The following is a 22,958-nucleotide window of genomic DNA, read 5'->3' on the forward strand; positions in this document are numbered from 1 at the left end:
AACACCATGTCGATGATGTCTTTACGCCCTGGCCGGGCTACTGCGATCAGTGCCCGTGGAATGGTGCATGTCGAAGCGCACCCGATTGGCGGCACTGAGCCTGTTGTGGTGGATATTCGCGGCGCTGCGACGGTGAACCGGGTGAGTGCCTCGGCGGTGAAGATCATCCGCCCGACAGGGGTGCTCGAGATTGTGGTGCGGCCCGAATCCGGTGGGGTTTTCGGTCCCAACCAGGCGGTATTGGCCCGGGTGGTGCGTGGCCGCCTCGGTACCCCAGGTGCGACTGGGGTGGAGTTGCCCCGCGCTGTGGTCGATGGGTGCGGTGAGTACATTCTTGGCACGCTCACAGTCGATGGGGACCAGTTGCAGGTGGCGGCCCCCGGTGCCGGCGGCGGCACTATCGAGGGGCCGGCGGCGACTGTGCGTGCGGGGTTGCGGGCACGCCTTGGTGCGGCTGGGTCTGGCCTCGGCGAGGCCGGCGGGCGCGGCGTGCCGGTGGTTGTGCATGTGGACGCTTCCGCGTCGATGATGAGCCCTGATGTCGCCGCCATGGTCGACTATGCCGCCGAGATCATTGCCGGCACTATCGCCGCCCTGCCCGAGGTGCCCAGCATTGAGGTGCACAGTCGCGGCAGCACTCACCACGTCGATACCGGCGCAGAACTTATTGGTGTGGTGCGCCAGGAAATCCACGCCGGGCGGTGTCGGATCGGTGCGCTGGAAAACCTGCCCAGCCAGCAGCCGCAGGGCGGTGCTGGGGCGCTGGTGTGGTGTGTGTCGGACGCTGTGCCTGCCGCGATTCGCTCCGGGGCCACCAGTGCGGTGGCGCTTGTGCTGGGTGATGCCGATACTGTTGCCGGGCGCACTGAGGTCGCCGTCGATAAGCAGCTTGCGCGTGCGCTTGCCGACGGTGATATCTGCGGTGCCGAACACCTCATCGACGCGGTGCTGACTGCCCTGCCTGGGACGTCGGAAGGAGACCGCCAGTGACTATGCCCACTGCCGCCGGGGCGGTAACTCGCTGCCCCTATACCTTCAAAGAAATTCGTGACCCCCGGTACCTGCAGTTTTTGCAGCAGAATAAGGGCCTGCCGGCTGACTGGGGCGATAGCGGCACCATATGCATTGCAATGGCCGGGGCGCGGGCGTCGGGCAAGAGCTTGTATATCGCCGTGGTGGTCAAACAACTAGCCCGGCTGCTGCAGAAACACCATCTGCCGCTCATTCCGATGGGGGATACCGGCCAACGCTACCGCGACCACTATGAGCATTCCCTTTTCGCCGAAATGGGGTTGCTGCGGCCCACCCCACGGATGGCTGCCGACGACGCCTATCACCGCGATCCGCTGATCTTCGATATCGGTAATTGGGACTGCGGTGGCGGTGAGCGCAAACACTATCTGGTGCTGCGCGATGTGGCTGGCGAGGACTTAGAACAACTGCCTGATAACCCATCTGCGCTGGAGTTTTTCCAGCATGCCGACACGGTGCTGTTCCTCTTTGACCCGCTGGGGGTGCGCCGAATCCGCACCTATTTGAAGGGGCGGGTGGTCATGCCGCATGTGGGCGGGGACCCCGTGACAGTGCTGAATAACCTGCTGCGGGTGCTTGGCGGGGCCCGGCCGCCCTTGGCGGTGGCCTTGTCGAAATTCGACACCCTGCAGGAACTGGAGTTCAGCGGCGATACCGACTGGACTGAGATTATGGCCAACTACGGGGCGGCCTACCGGCGCGATAGTGATCTGGAATTCGGTGCCGCGGATTCACATCTGCTCGACGCGGAAATCCGGTCCATGTTGCTGCGGCTCAATGCCCACGATGTGGTCTACACCATCGAGTCCTGCTACCGGGACGCGCCGACATCATTTCGGTATTTCGCGACCTCGGCGCTCGGGGCGCCGCCGAAGGGCTCCCGCGTGGATGCGAGTAAGGGCATTGCACCATTTCGGTGTTTAGACCCCATTTTGTGGACATTAACCCGCAATGGCCTGCGAGTTTAACGTCGGCAAGCCCTGAGTGGGGCAGGGGTGGCAGCGCAGCCGTTTTGGGTAATCGACGCTGGTTGCGCTACTCTGCCTGATTAGTCCCAAGAGCGTTTGGGAGCAGTGACTTACACCCAGTAGGCCAGCGAGAGCGGCTGACTGGGTTACGCGCGTCCTAAAAGCGCACTGCAAACACATATTTTGAAGAACCAATTAAGCGCCCCCGTGGTGCGACTCCGGTCGTGCCAGGTGGGCCAGACCTACAGAAAGACGGTTCATGCCCACTATTCAGCAGTTGGTCCGTAAGGGCCGCCACGACAAGAAGTCGGCGACCTCGACCGCCGCGCTGAAGGGTTCGCCCCAGCGCCGCGGCGTGTGCACCCGCGTGTACACCACCACCCCGAAGAAGCCGAACTCGGCTCTTCGTAAGGTCGCGCGTGTGCGTTTGACCTCCGGTATCGAGGTTTCCGCCTACATCCCGGGCGAGGGCCACAACCTGCAGGAGCACTCCATGGTGCTCGTCCGCGGCGGTCGTGTGAAGGACCTGCCGGGCGTGCGCTACAAGATCGTCCGAGGTTCCCTCGACACCCAGGGTGTTAAGGACCGCAAGCAGGCCCGTTCCCGCTACGGCGCGAAGAAGGAGAAGTAAGAATGCCTCGTAAAGGTCCCGCCCCGAAGCGTCCCGTCGTCAATGACCCCGTGTACGGCTCCCCGTTGGTGACCCAGCTCATCAACAAGGTGCTGCTCGACGGCAAGAAGTCCACCGCTGAGCGCATCGTCTACGGCGCTCTGGAGATGACTCGTGAGAAGACCGGTACCGACCCGGTGCTCACCCTCAAGCGCGCCCTGGAGAACGTCAAGCCCGCCCTCGAGGTGCGCTCCCGCCGTGTTGGTGGCGCCACCTACCAGGTGCCCGTTGAGGTCCGCCCGGGCCGCTCCAACACCCTGGCGCTGCGCTGGCTGCTGATGTTCTCCCGCCAGCGTCGTGAGAACACCATGACCGAGCGTCTGGCCAACGAAATCCTCGATGCCTCCAACGGCCTCGGTGCTTCCGTGAAGCGTCGCGAGGATACGCACAAGATGGCAGAGGCCAACCGCGCCTTCGCGCATTACCGCTGGTAATAGCGCTGATAGCGTCGGTTGCGGCCCATTTCAGGGTCGGATCGGCGAGTACCGGTCGGCCTCGGCCGGACGCGGTCAACGCGCCGCCACCGGAAATTGGTGGCAACATGAATAAAGCAACGCAACCGAGGTGGTTGCCAGCACACCGGCTGGTACGCCGCCGCAAAACCTGAAATGAGTGGGGAATCTAGTGGCTGAAGGTGCACTTCCCGTCAAGAAGGACCTCAACAAGGTCCGCAATATCGGCATCATGGCTCACATCGATGCCGGTAAGACCACCGCGACCGAGCGAATCCTGTTCTACACCGGCATCAACCGCAAGGTTGGCGAGACGCACGATGGTGCCTCGACCACCGACTGGATGGAGCAGGAGAAGGAACGCGGCATCACGATTACGTCTGCTGCCGTGACCTGTTTCTGGGAAGACAACCAGATCAACATCATCGATACGCCGGGTCACGTCGACTTCACCGTCGAGGTCGAGCGCTCCCTGCGCGTGCTCGATGGCGCTGTCGCCGTCTTCGACGGTAAGGAGGGCGTGGAGCCCCAGTCCGAGCAGGTGTGGCGTCAGGCTGAGAAGTACGACGTCCCGCGTATCTGCTTCGTCAACAAGATGGACAAGCTCGGCGCTGACTTCTACTACACCGTCGACACCATCGTCGATCGCCTCAACGCCAAGCCGCTGGTTATGCAGCTGCCCATTGGTGCCGAGGATGACTTCGACGGTGTCGTCGACCTGCTCGAGATGAAGGCCTACATGTGGCCCGGCAAGACCGAGATCGGTACTGAGCCGACCATCACCGACATCCCCGATGACCTCAAGGACAAGGCCGCGGAGTACCACGAGAAGCTCGTGGAGCACGTCGCCGAGTCCGACGAAGAGCTCATGGAGAAGTACTTCGGTGGCGAGGAACTCACCATTGAAGAACTCAAGGCCGGCATCCGCAAGATGACCATCAACTCCGAGATCTACCCGGTGCTGTGTGGTTCGGCGTACAAGAACAAGGGCATCCAGCCCCTGCTTAACGCCATCATCGACTACCTGCCGACCCCGATGGACGTCGGTGAGGTGCACGGTCACAAGATGGGCGATGAGTCCGTCGAGATGAACCGCAAGCCCTCCTCGAAGGAGCCGTTCTCGGCCCTGGCCTTCAAGATTGCGGCCCACCCGTTCTTCGGCAAGCTGACCTTCGTGCGCGTCTACTCCGGTCACGTGGAGCCCGGCGCCCAGGTGCTCAACTCCACCAAGGACCACAAGGAGCGCATCGGCAAGCTGTTCCAGATGCACGCCAATAAGGAGAACCCGGTTGACGACGCTTCGGCCGGTAATATCTACGCGTTCATCGGCCTGAAGAACACCACCACCGGTGACACTCTTTGTGCTCCCGACGCTCCGGTTGTGCTGGAGTCCATGTCCTTCCCGGACCCGGTGATCTCGGTTGCTATTGAGCCGAAGTCGAAGGCCGACCAGGAGAAGCTGGGTACCGCTATTCAGCGCCTGGCTGAAGAGGACCCGACCTTCACCGTGCGTCTTGACGACGAGACCGGCCAGACCGTCATCGGCGGTATGGGCGAGCTTCACCTCGACGTCCTGGTGGACCGCATGAAGCGCGAGTTCAAGGTCGAGGCCAATGTGGGCGCCCCGCAGGTTGCCTACCGCGAGACCATCCGCAAGCCGGTCGAGAAGTATGAGTACACCCACAAGAAGCAGACCGGTGGTTCCGGCCAGTTCGCGAAGGTCATCATCGCGCTCGAGCCGTACACCCCCGATGCCGAAGAGGTCGAGGAAGGCGCTTCCCCGATTTACCTCTTCGACAACCAGGTCACTGGTGGTCGTGTGCCCAAGGAGTACATCCCGTCGGTCGACGCCGGTATTCAGGACGCCATGCAGTACGGCACCGTCGCTGGCTTCCCGCTGGTCAATATCAAGGCCACCCTGCTTGACGGCCAGTACCACGAGGTTGACTCCTCTGAGATGGCCTTCAAGGTCGCCGGTTCTATGGCGATGAAGGAAGCCGTGCAGAAGGCCAAGCCGGTGCTGCTCGAGCCGATGATGGCCGTCGAGGTCATCACCCCCGAGGAGTACATGGGTGAGGTCATTGGCGATATCAACTCGCGCCGTGGCCAGGTCAACTCCATGGAAGACCGCGCTGGTGTGAAGGCCGTGAAGGCCCTCGTGCCGCTGTCGGAGATGTTCGGTTACGTCGGCGACCTGCGTTCCAAGACGCAGGGTCGTGCCAACTACACCATGATCTTCGACTCCTACGCGGAGGTTCCTTCCTCGGTTGCTCAGGAGATCATCTCCGAGCGCACCGGTGAGTAAGTAATTTAACGCCGCCCCCGTCACCTGGTTTTCCAGGTGGCGGCGGGTAGCGGCCCGCTGGGCACCGCCTCATAATCGAGACGGTTCTCAAGCCGGCCGTTACCCCTGCTGATTGCGGGGAAGCGGGCGCTATCAGCCGGCGAAAACGTCGGTAGATACGCGGTTTGAAATGAACCGGCCGTGTCCCTAGTATTGGGTAACCGGCAATAAAGACATACGTCTACGCATGCCGTCATCCGGCTTCGCTGGGTCGGTGAGAATCCACCCCAACGGGGTTTGGATGCGCCAATGCGTAGGCTCCCACAATTCCGTGGCTACGAAAGTCGTGGCCACATGACGTCCAGGAGGACTAACAGTGGCGAAGGCGAAGTTCGAGCGTACGAAGCCGCACGTTAACATCGGCACCATCGGTCACGTCGACCACGGCAAGACCACCACCACCGCCGCCATCACCAAGGTGCTGGCCGAAGAGTTCCCGGAGCTCAATGAGGCTTTCGCCTTCGACGCCATCGATAAGGCGCCGGAGGAGAAGGAACGTGGCATCACCATCAACGTTTCCCACGTTGAGTACCAGACGGAGAAGCGCCACTACGCCCACGTCGACGCCCCGGGTCACGCCGACTACATCAAGAACATGATTACCGGCGCTGCTCAGATGGACGGTGCCATCCTCGTCGTCGCCGCAACCGACGGCCCGATGCCGCAGACCCGTGAGCACGTGCTCCTGGCTCGCCAGGTTGGTGTTCCCTACATCCTCGTCGCCCTGAACAAGTGCGACATGGTTGATGATGAGGAAATCATCGAGCTGGTCGAGATGGAGGTCCGCGAGCTGCTGGCCGAGCAGGATTACGATGAGGATGCCCCCATCGTGCACATCTCCGCTCTGAAGGCTCTCGAGGGCGACGCTGAGTGGACCAAGTCCATCGTCGAGCTCATGGAAGCTTGCGACGAGAACATCCCGGACCCGGTCCGCGAGACCGACAAGCCGTTCCTGATGCCGATCGAGGACATCTTCACCATTACCGGTCGTGGCACCGTCGCCACCGGTCGTGTGGAGCGCGGCGAGCTCAACGTCAACGACGAGGTCGAGATCCTCGGCATCAAGGAAAAGTCCCAGAAGACCACCGTCACCGGTATCGAGATGTTCCGCAAGATGCTGGACTCCGCCGAGGCTGGCGACAACTGTGGTCTGCTGCTGCGCGGTATCAAGCGCGAGGACATCGAGCGTGGCCAGATTATCGCCAAGCCCGGTGCCTACACCCCGCACACCGAGTTCGAGGGCTCCGTCTACATCCTGGCCAAGGATGAGGGCGGCCGCCACACCCCGTTCTTCGACAACTACCGCCCGCAGTTCTACTTCCGCACCACCGACGTCACCGGCGTCGTGAAGCTGCCGGAGGGCACCGAGATGGTCATGCCGGGCGACAACGTCGACATGTCCGTCACCCTGATCCAGCCGGTCGCCATGGACGAGGGCCTGCGCTTCGCTATCCGCGAAGGTGGCCGCACCGTCGGCGCCGGTCGCGTCACCAAGATCAACAAGTAAGACTGTTGGTCTAGCGAGGTGCTCCGCACCTAGCGACAACGTTCACCACCCGTTGCCCCACCAGGGCGCGGGTGGTTTTCGTATGTCCAGGGCCTCTCTGAGGCCACCTTGGGCTCTAGCCCTCTGCCTTACCCGGCGGTCCTGTGCAGCCCACCAGCCCGGCATGCCACCCTCGGGTGAGTAGTTGCCCTGGGATGTCTTCTAAAGCCGCTGTGTGGGGCGTGTAGACCTCATCTGTGGGCACCTGGGGATACAGAACAGCCCCCGTGCAAAGAGCACGGGGGCTGTGGTGCAGCCAGAGCGGCTTAGTGTCGCTGCGTGAGCATTAGTCGTCAGCGTCGACGCGAAGCAGGAAGCGAACCGCGATGGGGTTCTCCACTGCTTCGAGGATATTCTTATGAGCCTGCTCGCATGCCTGGAGGACAGGAGCCGGGTCAGCGCGGTGCCGCTGGTCAATGGTGACCGTAATGGTGTCACGGCCCTGAATGACCTTGGTCGTACCATTGGCGCGACGCACACCGGGAGCCGTTTCCAGCTCCTTGGCAACAGCGTCGGCAATGATCTTCGGGTCGTAGATCAGCGTGCCAGTGCCATCAGAAGCGCCGTCAATGACGGTATCGATGGACTTGCGGGACACATTGATCACGAACAGCCAGAGCGCAATCACAATGCTGGCGATGGCGATGATGAGCAGAACCCACCAGGCGACGTCCTTCGGCAGATCGATGACTTCATCGACACCGAAGTAGAGGCCAGCAATGCCGGCGGCTAGCAGCACGGCTCCGAGCAGGAACGCGGCGAACCGGTTGAGGAAAACAGTCGTACTGGTCATCGTGCGACCTCCGTCTTCGAAGCGATATGAACACGGACCTTCGGCGGCTTAGCCAGGATGGTGGTGACCTCGTCGGTCACAACCTGCTCAATTTCCTGCTTAGCGCCAGCAAGGTCATTGCCGGCGTAATGCACCGACACCTTGACCGAGTTCGGCTTCGCGACGGTGGTTGCAGTGAATACACCAGCAACCGAACGGGCACGCAGCGAGCAGCGGCGAGCCACATCCATCGGACGAATCCAGGTGTGTGCGGCATTGGTCTGCAGATGCGTCTTACGACGCGGCTTCAGAGCAGCCAAAACCGAGAAAACACCAAGGATGATGAACACCACAAGAATGGTGTAAATCAACCAGCGGTAGTCCTGGCTGAGCACCTCGTTGAGGAACCACTCGAACCACTCGGGCCGACCAGCAACGTCATAGCGCACCAGCAGGTCGTGGATAGCAACCACGGCCGCACCGATGAGCAACACCATGAACAGCAGGGAGAAGAACAGGGATGCGGGCAAAGCCTTCGGTGGCTTTAATTCCTTCATCGCTTAGACCTCCTCTGACTGCGCAGCGCGCTGGTTGTAATTCTGCGAGACACGGCGACCGGGAATGATCTCCGGGGAACGCAGCGCACGCGGGGCGGGAACCGTGGGGGAGTAGACCTCCACCGGCTTCGCAGCCGATACCGACTTCGCCTCACGACGATGAATCTGCGGGCTTCGCAGGTCATCGGCAGCGGGCGCGGATACGGAATCAACTGTGCGGTGAGAAATAACCTCAGGTTTCCGGACCTCAACCGGGGCGGGCGCCGACACAGAGCGGGCCGGCTGCTGGGACAGCACCGTGACCTGCTTGAGTGGGGCGTGCTCCGGAATAGTGACCGGGTGGGTCACCGCAACGCTGCGGATATCGGGGTGCCGGATCGTGCGCGCAGCCGGCGGGGCCGGCGGGTGCATCTCCGGGTGAGCAGGAATATGGGGCTGCTCGAAGTCCGGGGAATTACTACGCGCGTCGAGCTGCTCGCGGGACACCGGCACGTAGCCGGCGGTCGGACGAGCTGCTTCGACCTGAACATTGACGCAATTGGCGCGAACGCCAGCGCCTTCATCGAACCAGGTGATGATGCTGTCGCGCACCGACTGGGCAACGCGGCCGACCGGGCAGGGCCAGCGCACAGCAATACGGGCTTCGACAGTCACCACGGCGCCGGTAGCGTCGGCACTGATATCGATCTTGGGCAGGTCGGTACCAAACCAGTTGATACCGCCGCCCTTTGATTCGACGATTGTGCCGGGCACTGAGGCAATAGCTGCGCGAGCCAATCTGTCGAGGGCACGGGTGTTGATCCGGGTTACGCCCGGACCGTCACCCGCGGAAACATTAACTTCGGCCATGGGCTTAGCCCCTGCCGTTGCCGCCGCGGGAACCCAAGACCGAACGCAGATCGATCATGCCGTCCATGTGGGCGCCGATGATGGCACCGATGGCGGCCAGGGCGATGCCGAGGATGAACGCGTCGAAGCCCCCGGTCACGGTGATAAGGGTCAGCAGTAGGCCGACAATCATGCCTAACCACAGTTTCATTGAGTACCTCCGGAAGAGGACTGCTCCTGAGAAGCAGTCGTGATAGCAGCGAGGACAACGTCAATAGGACGGTCATCGCCGTTGGAAAGGGCGCCTCGAGCGGCAGCGCGGATTTCGTCGGCCTGCTGGCGAATATCGCCAGCAGACTCGACATCAACCACTAGCTTGACGTGAACCTCAAGGGTTCCGTCCTGCTCACGAAGCCCGGCGACACGGCGCCGGGGAAAGAGCATCGCAACTTCGCCGTACGAACCATTATCGAGGTCCGAGACGTAGGGCAGCTCGAGCACCGCCTGAGAGATGGCCTCGGCGCGGTCTGAGTCGATTTCGTACTCAGCCGCGTCCGAAGCGCCGACGGGCTTGGTCATACTTAGTTCACCCGAGACTCGTTGGTCTCTTCCTCAACGCCGGGGACGTCGGCGTCTTCGAGGTGGATGTCGTGAACGGTGATGTTGACCTCAGTGACCTCGAGGCCGGTCATGCGCTCAATGGAGTCGGTGACGTTCTTGCGGATAGCGCCGGCCAGCTCGTGGATGGCAACGCCGTACTCGGCGACGATGGAAACGTCGACGGCAGCCTGGGTCTTGCCGACCTCGGTGGTCACACCGTGCTGGTTCGGGACAGCGCCACCGGGCATACGGTTACGCACGGCGTCGGTGAAAGCGGAGCCGGAACCCAGCGCGTAGACGCCGGAAACTTCGCTGGCAGCGATGGCGGCGATGGTGTTAACAACGCTGTCTTCGATGACGGTGCGGCCGGGGCCGCCAGCGGAGCGCTCGATCTCGGTGGAACCGGTGGCCTCGACGGCCTTGCCCTTGGCGTTTTCGTTCTGCTTATTGTTATCGGACATGTAGTGCTCCTTAGTAGAGGGTTGGGTTACTGAACAACGTATACCCTACAGCTGCTCGGTCTTGAGCGGCTGATCTTTCAACGCCCCAGGGTGAATTTTGGTTCCGGGCGGGGGACATGTTTTAATAGCCGGGTTGCTTTAACACGGCGTATTCGCCGCACTGCTGATAAGGCCCGCTGGGAACCGGCAGCAGATTGCGAAAGAATGCGGCGCTGGTAAAGCGAGCATGGACTTATGCGCCTTCACTTCCCCCGGGAAGCGAAAGGCGACTTTTCCTGCGCCGCCGGACGTGCGACACGCCCGGCAGCGGGTATCGGAGAAGAGCCCATGGCAAACGAACAGCGGCAGCAGACGGACAACCCTCCTCGAGGCGAGTCCCTCCAGCAAGTTGTGTGCATACGTGATGGCGGCCCACCTAATAGGGCCCACGCGAGACGCGACTTCGGAAATGCATGACGACGCTGATTCGTGCGTCATGGTTTTCGGATTCGGTACCCACATCACCAAGTGACAACGAGCTATACGCACTGGCGCTGGCCATCAGGCAGATACCGGCGACAGGGCTGACAGACATAAGGTGCGCACCCACACGGGTGAGTAACGCACCAAAGGAGAGGACAAGCGTGGCGGGACAAAAGATCCGCATCAGGCTCAAGGCCTATGACCACGAGGCGATCGATGCGTCTGCACGCAAGATCGTGGAGACGGTCACCCGCACGGGTGCCCGCGTGGTCGGCCCCGTGCCGTTGCCCACCGAAAAGAACGTCTACTGCGTCATCCGCTCGCCGCATAAGTACAAGGACTCGCGCGAGCACTTCGAGATGCGCACCCACAAGCGGCTGATCGACATCCTCGACCCGACGCCGAAGACGGTTGATGCCCTTATGCGCATCGACCTGCCGGCCAGCGTCGACGTCAATATTCAGTAGGCCTCGACTACGGCAGCGGAGACTAAATTATGAGTGAAAAAGAAGTAAAGGGCATTCTGGGTAAAAAGCTCGGTATGACCCAGGTCTTCGACGAAGATAACCGGGTTGTCCCGGTGACTGTCGTCGAGGCTGGGCCGTGCGTTGTTACCCAGGTCCGTACGCAGGAAACCGACGGCTACGACGCCGTCCAGATCGCCTTCGGTGAGATTGATCCCCGCAAGGCCAACAAGCCTCAGACCGGCCACTTCAAGAAGGCCGGCGTGACTCCTCGACGCCATGTCGCTGAGATTCGCACCACCGACGCCTCCTCCTACGAGGTTGGCCAGACCGTTGGTGTCGATATCTTCGGCGAGATTGAGTACGTCGACGTCACCGGCACCTCCAAGGGCAAGGGCTTTGCCGGCGCCATGAAGCGTCACGGCTTCGCCGGTCAGGGTGCCGCTCACGGTAACCAGGCTGCTCACCGCCGCGTCGGCGGCATCGGCGCCTGCGCCACGCCTGCCCGCGTGTTCAAGGGCAAGCGCATGGCCGGCCGTATGGGTAATGACCGCGTCACTACCCAGAACCTGAAGATCCAGAAGATCGACGCAGACGCCAACCTGCTGCTCATCAAGGGCGCAGTTCCCGGTGTTCGCGGCGGCCTCCTGGTTGTCAAGACCGCTGTGAAGGGTGGTGCGCACGCATGACGAACCTGAAACTGGATGTCCACACCGCCGATGGCGGCACCAATGGCTCCGTCGACCTGCCCGCCGAGCTTTTCGACGCTGAGGTTTCGAACGCTCTGATGCATCAGGTCGTCGTCGGCCAGCTGGCCGCCGCACGACAGGGCACTCATAAGACCAAGACCCGCGGCGAGGTTCGCGGCGGCGGTCGTAAGCCTTGGCGTCAGAAGGGCACCGGCCGTGCCCGTCAGGGTTCCATCCGTGCCCCGCACTGGACTGGTGGCGGCGTTGTCTTCGGCCGCGTGCCCCGCGATTACTCGCAGCGCACCCCGAAGAAGATGAAGTCCGCAGCACTGCGCGGCGCACTGTCTGACCGCGCTCGCCACGACCGCATTCATGTGGTCGAGGAACTCATTGCCGGTCAGGTCCCGTCCACGAAGTCGGCTCGCTCGTTCCTCGAGCGCCTCACCGACCGTCGCTCCATCCTGGTGGTTCTTCCCCGTGAAGACGCCGCCGCTTGGAAGAGCGTCAACAACCTGCCGAACGTGCAAGCGCTCGCCGAGGACCAGCTCAACACCTACGACGTCCTGAACTCGGACGACGTTGTGTTCTCTGTGCAGGCCCTCACCGCGTTCATTGACCGCGCTACCGGCTCGAAGAAGGAGAAGTAATGGCTACCATCGCTGATCCCCGGGACATCATCATCGCCCCGGTCGTGTCGGAGAAGTCCTACGGGCTTATGGAGCAGAACGTCTACACGTTCCTCGTGAACCCCGACGCGAACAAGACCCAGATCAAGATCGCGGTCCAGGAGATCTTCGGCGTCAAGGTTGCCGGCGTCAACACCGCTAACCGTGAAGGCAAGCGTAAGCGCTTCCGCAACGGTTACGGTCGTCGCAAGGCCACCAAGCGCGCCTACGTGACCCTCGCGGCTGGCAGCGATCCCATCGACATCTTCGGCGGTTCGGCCGCCTAAGGCGCGCCGACGAAGAAGTTTAAGGAAGAGCACTTATGGCTATTCGCAAGTACAAGCCGACTACGCCGGGCCGCCGCCAGAGCTCCGTCTCCGGGTTTAGCGAGATCACTCGCTCCGCCCCCGAGAAGGCGCTGCTGCGTCCCCTGCCTAAGACCGGCGGCCGTAACGTTCACGGCCACATCACCACTCGTCACCGCGGTGGCGGACACAAGCGTCAGTACCGCGTGATTGACTTCCGTCGTCACGATAAGGACGGCATCCCGGCCAAGGTCGCACATATCGAGTACGACCCGAACCGCACCGCCAATATCGCCCTGCTGCACTACGCAGACGGTGAGAAGCGCTACATCGTGGCGCCGAAGAACCTCACCCAGGGCACCATCGTGGAGGCTGGCGCCAACGCAGACATCAAGGTGGGCAACGCCCTCCCGCTGCGCAATATCCCGACTGGTACCACCGTGCACTGCGTGGAACTCAAGCCGGGCGGCGGCGCACAGCTCGCCCGCTCTGCTGGTGCTTCCATCCAGCTGCTGGGTAAGGAAGGCAAGTACGCAATCCTGCGTATGCCCTCCTCCGAGATTCGCCGTGTGGATGCGCGTTGCCGCGCCACCATCGGTGAGGTCGGTAACCAGGACCAGATCAACATCCGTTGGGGCAAGGCCGGCCGTATGCGCTGGAAGGGCTGGCGCCCGACCGTGCGTGGTGTCGTGATGAACCCCGTCGACCACCCGCATGGTGGTGGTGAGGGTAAGACCTCCGGTGGCCGCCACCCGGTGTCCCCGTGGGGTCAGCCTGAGGGCCGCACCCGCAAGCCCAACCGGCCCAGCGAGCGGATGATTGTCCGCCGTCGCCGCGCCAATAAGAGCAAGAAGCGCTAAGGAGGTAACAGCTAATGCCACGCAGCCTGAAGAAGGGCCCGTTTGTTGATGAGCACCTCCTTGCGAAGGTCGATGCTCAGAACGAAAAGGGCACCAAGCAGGTCATTAAGACCTGGTCCCGCCGTTCCACGATTCTCCCCGACTTCATCGGTCACACTTTCGCCGTCCACGACGGTCGCAAGCACGTCCCGGTGTTCGTCGATGATTCGATGGTCGGCCACAAGCTGGGCGAATTCGCCCCGACCAAGACCTTTAAGGGTCATATCAAGGACGACAAGAAGGGACGTCGATAAGCCATGAGCGATAACGTCACCTCTGCCCGCGCCACCGCGCGGTTTGTCCGCACCTCTCCGATGAAGGCTCGCCGAGTCCTCGACACCATCCGCGGTGTCACCGTCGACGATGCCCTGGCATCCCTGGAGTACGCCCCGCAGGCGGCTGCAGACCAGATCGCCAAGGTCGTTGCCTCCGCCGCGGCCAATGCCGAGAACAACTTCGGCATGGACCCGCGTTCGCTGGTTGTCTCCGAGTGCTGGGCCGACGAAGGCCCCACCATGAAGCGTTTCCGCCCGCGTGCGCAGGGTCGTGCCTTCCACATCCGCAAGCGCACCAGCCACATCACCGTGGTCGTCGAAAGCCAGAAGGGAAGTGCTCAGTAGTGGGCCAGAAGATTCATCCCCACGGCCTCCGGCTGGGTATCTCCTCCGATTGGCGATCCCGCTGGTACGCCGATAAGCAGTACGCCGATTACCTCGCCGAGGACATCAAGATCCGTGATCTGCTGTCCTCCGGCCTGGAGCGCGCCGGCATCTCCAACGTGGTCATCGAGCGCACCCGTGACAAGGTTCGCGTCGATATTCACACCGCTCGACCGGGCATTGTCATCGGTCGCCGTGGTGCTGAGGCGGACAAGATCCGCGCCAAGCTGGAGAAGCTGACCGGCAAGCAGGTCCAGCTCAACATCCTCGAAGTCAAGAATATTGACGCCGATGCCAAGCTGGTCGCTCAGTCCATCGCCGAGCAGCTCGCAAACCGCGTCGCATTCCGACGCGCAATGCGTAAGGCCATCCAGTCCGCCATGCGCCAGCCGCAGGTCAAGGGCATCAAGGTGGTCTGCTCCGGTCGTCTCGGCGGTGCCGAGATGGGCCGCACCGAGCGTTACCACGAAGGCCGAGTCCCGCTGCACACCCTGCGCGCCGAGATCGATTACGGCACCCACGAGGCCCACACCACCTTCGGACGCATTGGCGTCAAGGTGTGGATCTACAAGGGCGACGTCATCGGCGGCCGCAAGGAGTCCGAGATTAACGCAGCCAACGAGCGTAACCGTCGTGGCGACCGCCGCGGTGGCCCGCGTCGTGGTGGCCAGCGTCGTCAGCGCGCATCTGAGAAGAAGGAGGGCTAGCACATGCTTATCCCCAAGCGCGTTAAGTACCGCCGTCAGCACCGCCCGACCCGCACTGGTCTGTCCAAGGGCGGCAACCGAGTGACCTTCGGTGACTACGGCCTGCAGGCTCTTGAGCCGGCCTACATCACCAACCGTCAGATTGAGGCCGCTCGTATTGCCATCAACCGCCACGTCAAGCGTGGTGGCAAGGTCTGGATTCAGATCTTCCCGGACCGCCCGCTGACCCAGAAGCCGCTCGGCGTGCGTATGGGTTCCGGTAAGGGCCCGGTCGAGAAGTGGGTTGCCAACGTCAAGCCGGGTCGCGTCATCTTCGAGATGTCCTACCCGGACGAAAAGGTTGCCTTCGAGGCCCTTAACCGTGCAGCCGCCAAGCTGCCGATCAAGACCCGAGTCATCCGGAAGGAGGATCAGTACTGATGTCGAACGGAATTCCCGCCCACGAGCTCCGCACGCTTAGCGCCGAGGATCTCAGCGCCAAGCTCAAGGAGTCCAAGGAGGAGCTGTTCAACCTCCGTTTCCAGATGGCCACCGGTCAGCTGACCAACAACCGCCGGCTTCGCGTGGTCCGCAAGGACATCGCCCGCATCTACACTGTGATGCGCGAGCGCGAGCGCGGCCTGTCCGCCGCCCCCACCGATGGTGATGCCGCATGAGCGAGGAAAATATGAACAACACCGAGTCTCAGGCCGGCGCCCGCAAGGTCCGTACCGGCTACGTCGTGTCCGACAAGATGCAGAAGACCATTGTGGTCGAGCTTGAGGACCGTAAGCAGCACGCCCTCTACGGCAAGATTATGCGCACCAACTCCAAGGTGAAGGCGCATGACGAGAACGAAGAGGCTGGTGTGGGCGACCGCGTCCGCATCAAGGAGTGCCGCCCGCTGTCCAAGGACAAGCACTTCCGTCTGCTCGACATCGTCGAGAAGGCCAAGTAAGCACTCCTGGCCTTGTGCCAGGCCCGCGCTGAGCGGGTTAGCTCTACAACACCCCAGTTTCCGGGTCTCCCGGGAGCTGGGGTGTTGGCGATCACGCATACTGGTGGCATGGCTGAACAACGCACCTGGCAAGCAATCGTGGCTGCCGATCCGACCCATTCGGCGCGGTATGCCCGCCGGTGGGATGATATGCAGGCCCACGGCAAGGACATCTACGGCGAGGCGCGGCTTGCCGACGCGATGGTTCCGCGCTCCGCCCGCATCCTCGACGCTGGTTGTGGCCAGGGCCGTGTTGGTGGCTACCTTATTGACCAGGGCCACCAGGTCACTGGTGTGGATATTGATCCCTACCTCATCGACGTCGCTCGTGCCCGTCACCCTGAGGGTGCATGGCATGTCGCAGACCTTGCGGATCTGCCCGAGGTGCTTGCCGACGTTGCTGGCTTCACGCTCATCATCTGTGCTGGAAATGTGCTGACCTTCGTGGACCCGGCAGACCGGAAGAAGGTGCTAGCGGGTTTTGCTGCATTACTTGCCGACGATGGCCGCGCCGTCATTGGCTTTGGTACCAGCCGCGGTTATGAGGTCGACGATTTTTTCACCGATTGCGCCAGTGCCGGATTGCAGGTGGTGCAGCAGTACCGCTCGTGGGAGCTGCACCCCGTGGATGACCACAGTGATTTTCTGGTCGCAGTCGTTGCCCGTGGCTAGGGGCGTGCGGTCCTCCACTAGCGGAATCACCTTCTGCTGGTGTTCCTCCTGACTTTTACTCAGGGGCCATATCGGTGCGTTGTGCCGGGTCGACACCGTCGGCGGGGTACATGAATAGTCGGACGCGTCTGCCGGGGCGTTGTTGTATCTCTCCGCAGTCGCACCATCCTGTTTTCCTGAGTGTCGTTTGTGCCGGCACGTTGCGGTAATCAGGGTCGGCGACCAGTAACTCGCACGTCGGATCTGCGGCAAGCAGTGCTGGGGCAAGTAACCCTACAAACCGCGAAAAAATCCCCCGGCCAGTGAGCTGGCTACTTCCCACGGCGATGTGGAAGCCAAGGTCGGATGGGGCGGATAGGTAACACAGGCCGATTTCGTCCCGGTGGGGCCGGTAGAGCTCAACGTAGGCGGCGGGGGTGTGCTCGAAATGAACGATAAGCGGAACGGCGTAGCCGGATTCCTTTTTTGCACGCCAATCGGCCCGCCATCGATCAGCGGTCCATGGCTGCTCCCAGGTGGAGACCAGATGCGGCCGCGACATCCACTCAGATACCAGGTCTGCGTCTTGGGCAGCTTCGTCATCATCGGCGACCCGAACCTCAAACGGTGCGGGAATAGCCGGCAGCGGCGGCGGCGGGCCACTTGGTTTGTCGAGGAGGAGGCGATGGAGAAGCCGGTGCCGGCCGTGCCGGTCCGGTGTCGCCGATTCGGTATCCATGAGCTCCAGTGTGTCGCTGTTTCAGTGGGTAGTGGGAAGGAGGGGGGAGGGGAGTACATCAAAGAACGCTATTTTATGTGCAGCCTTCACTAACCCTTGAGGCCAAAGTAAGCGAAACCTATACTCAATTTCCAGTCTTTGCTGTCCGTGCCATATCGGCCGATACCCTGCAGCGATTTGGACTGCATCTCATCGATGAAAAGGTTCTCATGCGGCTTTCCAGGATGGTTTTATTCGGTTCCCTTGCCGGCTTCTTGTGGTGGTCCTCGCAAGATAAGGGGCCCCAGGGTCACAATCATGGGCCTCAAGAGAAGTTACCTGTGGTGTACGTAGCAGGCTCCACCGAGCCGTCTTGGCTGGCAGAGCGGTTTGCTGACTCGCTACGTCGAGAGGGATTCGACGTCCATGTTTTCTTAGTCTTGGTGCCAGGTCGCCCGGAGACCAACCCGTATCGAACCGTTCGCGGAAACTCTGCCCGGTTACCGGAGTTTGTTGAGGACGTGCTTTCCAAAACCGGGGCTGAGAAAGTTGATGTGGTCACGTACTCCCAGGGCGGCTTAGTTGCTCGATACTGGCTGAAGGAATTCGATGGTGCACGTCATGTCCGCACCATGGTGAACCTCGACGGCATCATTAAGGGCAGCCCCTTCCAGACCTGGCTGATTAAAAAAGGTTGGGGCCCCGAAGGCGACGCGATCCATGAGATGGCGAAGGGGGGTCCGCAGATTACTGCATTGAATACCCCGTCCGAAGCGTTGCCGGGTATTCGGTACGTCAACATCACAACAATGTTTGAGATTGATGCCGCCCCGTGGACTATCAACTGGATGGATGGTCCTGGGGATTACGAGAATCTTATGGTGCAGGACCAGCTTCCCGGAGAACCGGTCTTTCACCTGTTCATGAATCAGGTGCGGTCTATTCAAACCGGTACTGCTGCAGCATTACGTGGCGGGCCGGTGGACTTCCAAAGCTGTTTCCCATGGCGCCGGTGGCGCAGGGCTAAAGGGCGTGTTGTGCCCAAAATTGATCACTGAGGATCTTTGACCCATCCCGAAGGTGTCATAACCCGCCTGCTAGGCGGCCTGGACCTCCGGATGCGGGCGAACCTGGGAAGCGAGAACAGCGCCAACGGCTGCCAGGCAGGCGAAGAGAATAAACGCCATCTGCCCGCCGCCGGTGGCGGCGACGATAAAACCAGTCACCGCTGGGCCCGCAATAGCGCCCAGTCGGCCAATTCCTAAGGACCAGCCGATACCGGTGGTGCGGGCTTCCGGCGGGTAGTGGCGGGTCACCCAACCATTAATCAGCGTCTGGGTAGCAACCGCGCCATAGCCAGTAACCGCAGCCAAGGCCAGCAGCAGGTCGGGGGCAGCGGTGAAGGCAAAAGCCACCACACCAGCCGAGCCCAGCAAAAACGACGCACACACCACAGGGCGCGAACCCCACCGGTCAGCAGCGGCGCCGGCGAAAATACCGCCCACAATCGCGCCCGCGTTGAAGCTGAGGAGGAAACCCAACGACTTGGTGATCGTGGACCCAGCATCGTGCATGAGCGTCGGCAGCCACGTATTGGCGCCATAGACAAACAGCAACGAACAGAAGCTCATCGCCCAGAACAACACCGTGGCCAACCGAGTGCCCGGTGCGAGCAACATGCGCAGCGCAGCCATCCCGGTTGCGCCGCCGCTATTGGGTTCCTCCTGTGATTCTGGAAGGAACAACACCGCCGGCAGCACAACCACAACCAGCGGCAGACCAGCGAAGAGATACATCCAATGCCACGAATGGTGCGGCAGCACATTCATCGACACCAGGGCCGCAGCGAGGCCACCAACTGGGAAACCGGTCTGCATCAGTACGTACGCAATATTGCGGCGGTGCAGTGGGGCATGCTCGACCGTCATAGCGGCCGCCAAGGGCAGCACCGCCCCCAAACCGATGCCGGAAAGAATGCGCAAGACCGCGAAGATGGCGGCAGTGGGGGCGGCCGCACACCCGACCATGAGAATGGAAAACCACGCCACCGCCGCGATGAAGGTGCGCCGCCGCCCGAACCGGGCCGATAGGGGCCCCACGCACAAAGCACCGAGCAACATGCCCACCAGCGCGGCGGAACCAACCAGGCCAGCTGTGCTGGGGTCAAGGTCCCATTCCTCACGCAAGGAGGTCAGGGTGGCGCCGTACACGACGACGTCATAACCGTCGAAAGCCACGGCTGTGCCGCAGATCGCACCAACAAGCCAGGGCTTTTTGGTGGAGTTTTGGGCGTGGGCGACCGGAGTAGAAATGGCGATAGTCCTTTCCTGAGAACGACAGTTCTGAACTTAGGCCTACCGCGCTAGAAAAGGAAGTGTGCCCTTATTTATGCAGTTTAGTGGCTGCGCAAGACAACATCATCAGCATTAATCCGGGGCAGCCCCAATGCGCTGCGTACCGGCCCGAGCTTGGTGATGGTCTCCCTGGCCTCAGCATTAGGGTCAGAATCGGCAACCACACCACTGCCGGTATGGGCCGTCACCGTTGCACCAGACACCACAGCGCTGCGAATAGTCACCCGCCATTCACCATCACCCGCCGCATCCGACCAGCCCACACAACCGGCATAAAAACCACGATCCGGCTCGTCGGTACGCAAAGCAGCCACCGCAGTATCAGTGGGGTAACCACCCACTGCCGGAGTCGGGTGCAGTGCGCGGGCAAGTTCCAGGGACGGCAATTTCGGATCCGCAACCCGGCCCACAATCGGAGTACCCAAGTGCCAGGTATGCGTCGACTGCGTCAGCGTCGGCTGGTCCGGCACATTGAGCTCCACACAGTACGGCTCCAGGCACTGCCTAATCTGCTCAGTAACAAAGGCGTGCTCGGCGAGGTCTTTCTCCGACTCAGCCAGGCCACGGGCCAACCGTGCGTCCTCATCCGGGTCCGCAGCACGCGGCGCAGTCCCCGCCAATGGGTGCGTCGAGATATAAGCCCCGCGTTTGCGGATCAACACCTCCGGGGAAGCACCAACCAGATACGCGTCGGCATACTCACCACCAGCAGGGGAGAGCGCCGCAATATGGCCCTGCTTGGCGTCATTCATCACCCACCGCAACATTGCTTCCGGGTTGATGGCGTCGCCCATCTGGAAACGCATTCGCCGCGACAGCACAATCTTCTCCAACTCGCCGCCGGAGATCCGGTCAATCCAGGAGCGAACCCGCTCGGCATGCTGGTCAGGATCGTCCTCCGCAAAATTCACGCACTGCGGCGGCGTCGCCGTCGGCAAGCTAGGCAGACTCGGGGCGAAGGTATAAAACCGCGGCGTAAATAACGAAGGCGCGTCCTCGACATGGAACGGAAGCGCGCCGACGACAAGATCCGCCCCACCGCGCAAGGCAGCTACCGCATCATCGACAGAGCTGAACGTGCGCGAGATGTCCTCGGTGTTCAGGGCGGCATCGTCGTAATGGAAGAGGAAAGAATGCACAGAAATTACCCCTTGAGCGCTGCCAGTGCGGCATCAGTGGACAGCACAACACCACACCGGCGAGCAATCCAGTCGAGAGTGCGGTGCTGATCATCGGCAGAGAAATCGGCAATAGCGTCAGCAATCGCAAACGGGGCCACATCATTCATAAACGCATCAGCGGCACTGACCTGGCAGCCCATATGCCCATAGACGCCAGTGATAATGAGCTGGTCGCGGCCAGCGCAGGCCAGAGCCTGGCGCAAATCAGTGCGCTCAAAGGCGGAATAGCGCCACTTCGTAATTAGATGGTGGTGCGCACGCGGAGTGAGCTCCGGTGCCACCGCAGCCTCCTCATCCGTGGATAGCCCAGTACCCCAAAAATCCGACAGCAGCCCCCGACGGATCGGTGCCTGCTGCGGCGGCTGCATCGAATAAAACACCGGAATATCGGCGGCATCGCAGGCATCAATAAGCGCCCGAGTATGCGCCAACACTGGCGCGATCGGCTCGGCCGAGCGGTCATAGGCGGCCAGGAAATACTGCTGCATATCGTGAACGAGCAGCGCCGCACGACCCGCCTCTAGCTGCCACGGCGGGACCGTCGGATACGCCGTAGTGTCACGCGGTAAGTCATACGAAGCGATAGCGGGAATCGGCATGCCGGGCCTTCCTGGTGGGCTGTAAATGTACGGCGCACGCCACAAGGCTATGTGAAAACCCTTGCGACACCGCCGAAGTGAAGGGTACCCGCGCCAGGCAAGGTAAGCCTGGATTTTCTCTGGGCGTGGGCTGTGACTCGCAGTTTGTAGCCGGTGAGAGTACAGGCCAACATAGGGCATATGACCCATCAATCGGAAGGCGGTACCCCGCCCGGAATTACGCCGAAAGACCCGGCCTACCGGCGCATGCTGTTCGCTGTTCTGCTCGCCGGCCTCGCCAGCTTCCAGGCGCTGTACTACACCCAGGCACTGCTGCCGACTTTCCACGAAGAGCTCGGTATCAACCCCGCTACCGCAGCACTGACCGTATCCGCGGCCACCGGGGCCCTCGCCCTGGCCGTGGTTCCGGTATCGATCCTCTCGGAACGCTTCGGCCGCAGAGAAGTAATAGTTGTCTCTGCCATCGCGGCAACAGCACTAACCTTTGCGGTCGCCGCCGCGCCGGGCGCGCTCAGCCTAGTGGGCCTGCGATTCGCCCAAGGCGTGCTCATCGCGGGCGTGCCTGCAGTGGCAATGACCTACGTCTCCGAAGAGGTCGACTCGGAATATATCCCGAAGGTCATGGGCATCTATATCTCCGGCACCACCGTCGGCGGGCTGCTGGGCCGAATTATTTCTTCCAGCGTCGTCGACTTCACCTCCTGGCGCTGGGCGACAGTCGCCACCGGCGTGGTCTCACTAGGCTGCGCAATCGGAGTGTGGCTGCTGCTGCCACAACAGCGTCGATTCGTGGCTAAGAACATCACCGGCGCAAGCGAATTCACCGCCCTGACCAACCACCTGCGCGATCCCCGCCTGCTGGGCCTGTACGCGCTGGGCTTTTTGTTCATGGGCGCGTTCGTCTCGCTGTATAACTACCTCGGCTTCCGGCTTGCCGACGACTTCGGCCTCTCCCCGGCCATCGCAGGTTTTGTCTTCCTGCTCTACCTGGCCGGCACCTGGAGCTCCGCCCGGGCAGGAACGTGGGCAAATGCGCTTGGCCGACGGCGCATCATCGCGCTGTCCTCGCTGGCCGCATGTGGTGGCCTGATTCTGGTTGGCCTGCCCAATCTCGTCGCCGTGATTATCGGTGTGGCCGTGTTTACCGCCGCGTTCTTCGTGGCGCACTCTGTTGCATCCTCGGCCGTGGGCATGGTTGCCGAACGCGACCGCGCCGAGGCGTCCTCGATGTACCTGTTTGCCTACTACGCCGGCTCCTCCATCGTCGGGTGGTTCTCCGGCGCTGTGTTCGGCCACTTCGGTTGGATGGCGCTGGAGGTCTGGCTTGGCATTCTGGCGATTGTTGCCGGTATCGCGGCTACCTACGGGCTGCGTGGGGAGAGCGAAAAGTAATCCGCGT

Annotated in this window: 30 protein-coding genes; 20 read left to right on the forward strand and 10 right to left on the reverse strand. The window is 61.9% G+C overall.

What is annotated here, in order from left to right; genetic code table 11:
• Nucleotides 1–6 precede the first annotated feature (6 nt).
• The 6 genes from KRX51_RS01495 to tuf all read left to right on the forward strand — a co-directional run bounded on the left by KRX51_RS01495 (nt 7) and on the right by tuf (nt 6,973).
• The gene (locus tag KRX51_RS01495) at nt 7–990 is read left to right on the forward strand and encodes a hypothetical protein (protein WP_218361186.1); all 984 of its coding nucleotides are present in this window, start codon (nt 7–9) and stop codon (nt 988–990) included.
• 2 nt (nt 991–992) lie between these two features.
• Nucleotides 993–2,000 (forward strand): hypothetical protein, encoded by a 1,008-nt coding sequence (locus tag KRX51_RS01500; RefSeq protein WP_370625042.1) that lies wholly within the window; start codon nt 993–995, stop codon nt 1,998–2,000.
• 259 nt (nt 2,001–2,259) lie between these two features.
• Nucleotides 2,260–2,631 carry a 30S ribosomal protein S12 gene (rpsL, locus tag KRX51_RS01505; RefSeq protein WP_035121347.1) on the forward strand — a complete coding sequence of 124 codons (372 nt, stop codon included), beginning with the start codon at nt 2,260–2,262 and terminating at the stop codon, nt 2,629–2,631.
• A 2-nt stretch (nt 2,632–2,633) separates the two neighbouring features.
• The gene (rpsG, locus tag KRX51_RS01510) at nt 2,634–3,104 is read left to right on the forward strand and encodes a 30S ribosomal protein S7 (RefSeq protein WP_218361188.1); all 471 of its coding nucleotides are present in this window, start codon (nt 2,634–2,636) and stop codon (nt 3,102–3,104) included.
• Between the two features lie 190 nt (nt 3,105–3,294).
• Nucleotides 3,295–5,427, forward strand: coding sequence for an elongation factor G (gene fusA, locus KRX51_RS01515; protein ID WP_218361189.1), 2,133 nt, complete (start codon nt 3,295–3,297; stop codon nt 5,425–5,427).
• Between the two features lie 355 nt (nt 5,428–5,782).
• Entirely contained in the window at nt 5,783–6,973 is a 1,191-nt protein-coding gene (gene tuf, locus KRX51_RS01520) for an elongation factor Tu (protein ID WP_218361190.1), read from the forward strand.
• Between the two features lie 325 nt (nt 6,974–7,298).
• On the opposite strand, the gene KRX51_RS01525 is transcribed toward tuf, so the two are convergent.
• Genes KRX51_RS01525 through KRX51_RS01550 form a run of 6 tightly spaced genes read right to left on the reverse strand, consistent with a single transcriptional unit; the run spans nt 7,299 to nt 10,230 of the window.
• A complete protein-coding gene (locus KRX51_RS01525; RefSeq protein WP_218361191.1) occupies nt 7,299–7,805 on the reverse strand; it encodes a hypothetical protein in 507 nt (168 codons plus the stop codon).
• Nucleotides 7,802–8,341 carry a DUF6286 domain-containing protein gene (locus KRX51_RS01530; RefSeq protein ID WP_218361192.1) on the reverse strand — a complete coding sequence of 180 codons (540 nt, stop codon included), beginning with the start codon at nt 8,339–8,341 and terminating at the stop codon, nt 7,802–7,804. Before KRX51_RS01530 ends, KRX51_RS01525 begins: the two co-directional genes overlap by 4 nt.
• A 3-nt stretch (nt 8,342–8,344) precedes the next feature.
• Nucleotides 8,345–9,190, reverse strand: coding sequence for a hypothetical protein (locus KRX51_RS01535; protein ID WP_218361193.1), 846 nt, complete (start codon nt 9,188–9,190; stop codon nt 8,345–8,347).
• Between the two features lie 4 nt (nt 9,191–9,194).
• A complete protein-coding gene (locus tag KRX51_RS01540; protein ID WP_218361194.1) occupies nt 9,195–9,380 on the reverse strand; it encodes a DUF2273 domain-containing protein in 186 nt (61 codons plus the stop codon).
• Nucleotides 9,377–9,748 (reverse strand): hypothetical protein, encoded by a 372-nt coding sequence (locus tag KRX51_RS01545; protein WP_218361195.1) that lies wholly within the window; start codon nt 9,746–9,748, stop codon nt 9,377–9,379. Before KRX51_RS01545 ends, KRX51_RS01540 begins: the two co-directional genes overlap by 4 nt.
• A 2-nt stretch (nt 9,749–9,750) precedes the next feature.
• The gene (locus KRX51_RS01550) at nt 9,751–10,230 is read right to left on the reverse strand and encodes an Asp23/Gls24 family envelope stress response protein (RefSeq protein ID WP_218361196.1); all 480 of its coding nucleotides are present in this window, start codon (nt 10,228–10,230) and stop codon (nt 9,751–9,753) included.
• 623 nt (nt 10,231–10,853) lie between these two features.
• On the opposite strand from KRX51_RS01550, the gene rpsJ reads away from it, so the two are divergent.
• The 12 genes from rpsJ to KRX51_RS01610 all read left to right on the forward strand — a co-directional run bounded on the left by rpsJ (nt 10,854) and on the right by KRX51_RS01610 (nt 16,728).
• The gene (rpsJ, locus tag KRX51_RS01555) at nt 10,854–11,159 is read left to right on the forward strand and encodes a 30S ribosomal protein S10 (RefSeq protein ID WP_003938093.1); all 306 of its coding nucleotides are present in this window, start codon (nt 10,854–10,856) and stop codon (nt 11,157–11,159) included.
• Between the two features lie 29 nt (nt 11,160–11,188).
• Nucleotides 11,189–11,845, forward strand: coding sequence for a 50S ribosomal protein L3 (gene rplC, locus KRX51_RS01560; RefSeq protein WP_218361197.1), 657 nt, complete (start codon nt 11,189–11,191; stop codon nt 11,843–11,845).
• Nucleotides 11,842–12,492: a 50S ribosomal protein L4 gene (gene rplD / locus KRX51_RS01565; RefSeq protein ID WP_218361198.1), complete on the forward strand. Its 651-nt coding sequence runs from the start codon at nt 11,842–11,844 to the stop codon at nt 12,490–12,492. The genes rplC and rplD overlap by 4 nt, the downstream gene beginning before the upstream one ends.
• Entirely contained in the window at nt 12,492–12,797 is a 306-nt protein-coding gene (gene rplW / locus KRX51_RS01570; protein ID WP_218361199.1) for a 50S ribosomal protein L23, read from the forward strand. The genes rplD and rplW overlap by 1 nt, the downstream gene beginning before the upstream one ends.
• A 35-nt stretch (nt 12,798–12,832) precedes the next feature.
• Nucleotides 12,833–13,675, forward strand: coding sequence for a 50S ribosomal protein L2 (gene rplB / locus KRX51_RS01575; RefSeq protein ID WP_218361200.1), 843 nt, complete (start codon nt 12,833–12,835; stop codon nt 13,673–13,675).
• Between the two features lie 14 nt (nt 13,676–13,689).
• Nucleotides 13,690–13,968 (forward strand): 30S ribosomal protein S19, encoded by a 279-nt coding sequence (rpsS, locus tag KRX51_RS01580; protein ID WP_013241207.1) that lies wholly within the window; start codon nt 13,690–13,692, stop codon nt 13,966–13,968.
• A gap of 3 nt (nt 13,969–13,971) precedes the next feature.
• The gene (gene rplV, locus KRX51_RS01585) at nt 13,972–14,334 is read left to right on the forward strand and encodes a 50S ribosomal protein L22 (protein ID WP_218361201.1); all 363 of its coding nucleotides are present in this window, start codon (nt 13,972–13,974) and stop codon (nt 14,332–14,334) included.
• Nucleotides 14,334–15,080: a 30S ribosomal protein S3 gene (gene rpsC, locus KRX51_RS01590; protein ID WP_218361202.1), complete on the forward strand. Its 747-nt coding sequence runs from the start codon at nt 14,334–14,336 to the stop codon at nt 15,078–15,080. The genes rplV and rpsC overlap by 1 nt, the downstream gene beginning before the upstream one ends.
• A gap of 3 nt (nt 15,081–15,083) precedes the next feature.
• On the forward strand, nt 15,084–15,500 hold the full coding sequence (rplP, locus tag KRX51_RS01595; RefSeq protein WP_218361203.1) for a 50S ribosomal protein L16: 417 nt from the start codon (nt 15,084–15,086) through the stop codon (nt 15,498–15,500).
• A complete protein-coding gene (gene rpmC, locus KRX51_RS01600; protein ID WP_218361204.1) occupies nt 15,500–15,736 on the forward strand; it encodes a 50S ribosomal protein L29 in 237 nt (78 codons plus the stop codon). Before rplP ends, rpmC begins: the two co-directional genes overlap by 1 nt.
• Complete coding sequence (gene rpsQ, locus KRX51_RS01605; RefSeq protein ID WP_218361205.1) at nt 15,733–16,017, forward strand: 30S ribosomal protein S17; 285 nt, start codon at nt 15,733–15,735, stop codon at nt 16,015–16,017. Before rpmC ends, rpsQ begins: the two co-directional genes overlap by 4 nt.
• A gap of 108 nt (nt 16,018–16,125) precedes the next feature.
• Nucleotides 16,126–16,728, forward strand: coding sequence for a class I SAM-dependent methyltransferase (locus tag KRX51_RS01610; protein ID WP_218361206.1), 603 nt, complete (start codon nt 16,126–16,128; stop codon nt 16,726–16,728).
• Between the two features lie 55 nt (nt 16,729–16,783).
• Here the strand turns inward: KRX51_RS01610 and KRX51_RS01615 are convergent, their stop codons facing one another.
• Nucleotides 16,784–17,446, reverse strand: a complete 663-nt coding sequence (locus tag KRX51_RS01615) for a GNAT family N-acetyltransferase (RefSeq protein WP_218361207.1) — start codon at nt 17,444–17,446, stop codon at nt 16,784–16,786.
• Nucleotides 17,447–17,523: 77 nt separating this feature from the next.
• Here KRX51_RS01615 and KRX51_RS01620 point away from each other — a divergent pair, with 77 nt between their 5' ends.
• Complete coding sequence (locus KRX51_RS01620) at nt 17,524–18,483, forward strand: alpha/beta fold hydrolase (protein ID WP_218361208.1); 960 nt, start codon at nt 17,524–17,526, stop codon at nt 18,481–18,483.
• 39 nt (nt 18,484–18,522) lie between these two features.
• Here KRX51_RS01620 and KRX51_RS01625 read toward each other — a convergent pair whose 3' ends face one another.
• The 3 genes from KRX51_RS01625 to KRX51_RS01635 form a co-directional block, all read right to left on the reverse strand.
• Nucleotides 18,523–19,662 (reverse strand): MFS transporter, encoded by a 1,140-nt coding sequence (locus KRX51_RS01625; protein ID WP_370624969.1) that lies wholly within the window; start codon nt 19,660–19,662, stop codon nt 18,523–18,525.
• A 158-nt stretch (nt 19,663–19,820) separates the two neighbouring features.
• The gene (locus tag KRX51_RS01630; RefSeq protein ID WP_218361209.1) at nt 19,821–20,918 is read right to left on the reverse strand and encodes an isochorismate synthase; all 1,098 of its coding nucleotides are present in this window, start codon (nt 20,916–20,918) and stop codon (nt 19,821–19,823) included.
• A gap of 5 nt (nt 20,919–20,923) precedes the next feature.
• Entirely contained in the window at nt 20,924–21,559 is a 636-nt protein-coding gene (locus KRX51_RS01635; protein WP_218361210.1) for an isochorismatase family protein, read from the reverse strand.
• A gap of 180 nt (nt 21,560–21,739) precedes the next feature.
• Between KRX51_RS01635 and KRX51_RS01640 the strand changes: the two genes are divergently transcribed.
• Entirely contained in the window at nt 21,740–22,951 is a 1,212-nt protein-coding gene (locus KRX51_RS01640) for an MFS transporter (RefSeq protein ID WP_218361211.1), read from the forward strand.
• Nucleotides 22,952–22,958 lie beyond the last annotated feature (7 nt).

Source organism: Corynebacterium sp. TAE3-ERU12, assembly GCF_019209905.1.
Lineage (GTDB): Bacteria > Actinomycetota > Actinomycetes > Mycobacteriales > Mycobacteriaceae > Corynebacterium.

Excerpts from the sequence above, each read along its gene's own strand:
- KRX51_RS01495 (WP_218361186.1), top strand. The coding sequence starts at position 7 with ATGTCGATGATGTCTTTACGCCCTGGCCGGGCTACTGCGATCAGTGCC.
- KRX51_RS01500 (WP_370625042.1), top strand. The coding sequence starts at position 993 with ATGCCCACTGCCGCCGGGGCGGTAACTCGCTGCCCCTATACCTTCAAA.
- rpsL (WP_035121347.1), top strand. The coding sequence starts at position 2,260 with ATGCCCACTATTCAGCAGTTGGTCCGTAAGGGCCGCCACGACAAGAAG.
- rpsG (WP_218361188.1), top strand. The coding sequence starts at position 2,634 with ATGCCTCGTAAAGGTCCCGCCCCGAAGCGTCCCGTCGTCAATGACCCC.
- KRX51_RS01525 (WP_218361191.1), bottom strand. The coding sequence starts at position 7,805 with ATGACCAGTACGACTGTTTTCCTCAACCGGTTCGCCGCGTTCCTGCTC.
- KRX51_RS01530 (WP_218361192.1), bottom strand. The coding sequence starts at position 8,341 with ATGAAGGAATTAAAGCCACCGAAGGCTTTGCCCGCATCCCTGTTCTTC.
- KRX51_RS01535 (WP_218361193.1), bottom strand. The coding sequence starts at position 9,190 with ATGGCCGAAGTTAATGTTTCCGCGGGTGACGGTCCGGGCGTAACCCGG.
- KRX51_RS01540 (WP_218361194.1), bottom strand. The coding sequence starts at position 9,380 with ATGAAACTGTGGTTAGGCATGATTGTCGGCCTACTGCTGACCCTTATC.
- KRX51_RS01545 (WP_218361195.1), bottom strand. The coding sequence starts at position 9,748 with ATGACCAAGCCCGTCGGCGCTTCGGACGCGGCTGAGTACGAAATCGAC.
- KRX51_RS01550 (WP_218361196.1), bottom strand. The coding sequence starts at position 10,230 with ATGTCCGATAACAATAAGCAGAACGAAAACGCCAAGGGCAAGGCCGTC.
- rplC (WP_218361197.1), top strand. The coding sequence starts at position 11,189 with ATGAGTGAAAAAGAAGTAAAGGGCATTCTGGGTAAAAAGCTCGGTATG.
- rplD (WP_218361198.1), top strand. The coding sequence starts at position 11,842 with ATGACGAACCTGAAACTGGATGTCCACACCGCCGATGGCGGCACCAAT.
- rplW (WP_218361199.1), top strand. The coding sequence starts at position 12,492 with ATGGCTACCATCGCTGATCCCCGGGACATCATCATCGCCCCGGTCGTG.
- rplB (WP_218361200.1), top strand. The coding sequence starts at position 12,833 with ATGGCTATTCGCAAGTACAAGCCGACTACGCCGGGCCGCCGCCAGAGC.
- rpsS (WP_013241207.1), top strand. The coding sequence starts at position 13,690 with ATGCCACGCAGCCTGAAGAAGGGCCCGTTTGTTGATGAGCACCTCCTT.
- rplV (WP_218361201.1), top strand. The coding sequence starts at position 13,972 with ATGAGCGATAACGTCACCTCTGCCCGCGCCACCGCGCGGTTTGTCCGC.
- rplP (WP_218361203.1), top strand. The coding sequence starts at position 15,084 with ATGCTTATCCCCAAGCGCGTTAAGTACCGCCGTCAGCACCGCCCGACC.
- rpmC (WP_218361204.1), top strand. The coding sequence starts at position 15,500 with ATGTCGAACGGAATTCCCGCCCACGAGCTCCGCACGCTTAGCGCCGAG.
- rpsQ (WP_218361205.1), top strand. The coding sequence starts at position 15,733 with ATGAGCGAGGAAAATATGAACAACACCGAGTCTCAGGCCGGCGCCCGC.
- KRX51_RS01610 (WP_218361206.1), top strand. The coding sequence starts at position 16,126 with ATGGCTGAACAACGCACCTGGCAAGCAATCGTGGCTGCCGATCCGACC.
- KRX51_RS01615 (WP_218361207.1), bottom strand. The coding sequence starts at position 17,446 with ATGGATACCGAATCGGCGACACCGGACCGGCACGGCCGGCACCGGCTT.
- KRX51_RS01635 (WP_218361210.1), bottom strand. The coding sequence starts at position 21,559 with ATGCCGATTCCCGCTATCGCTTCGTATGACTTACCGCGTGACACTACG.
- KRX51_RS01640 (WP_218361211.1), top strand. The coding sequence starts at position 21,740 with ATGACCCATCAATCGGAAGGCGGTACCCCGCCCGGAATTACGCCGAAA.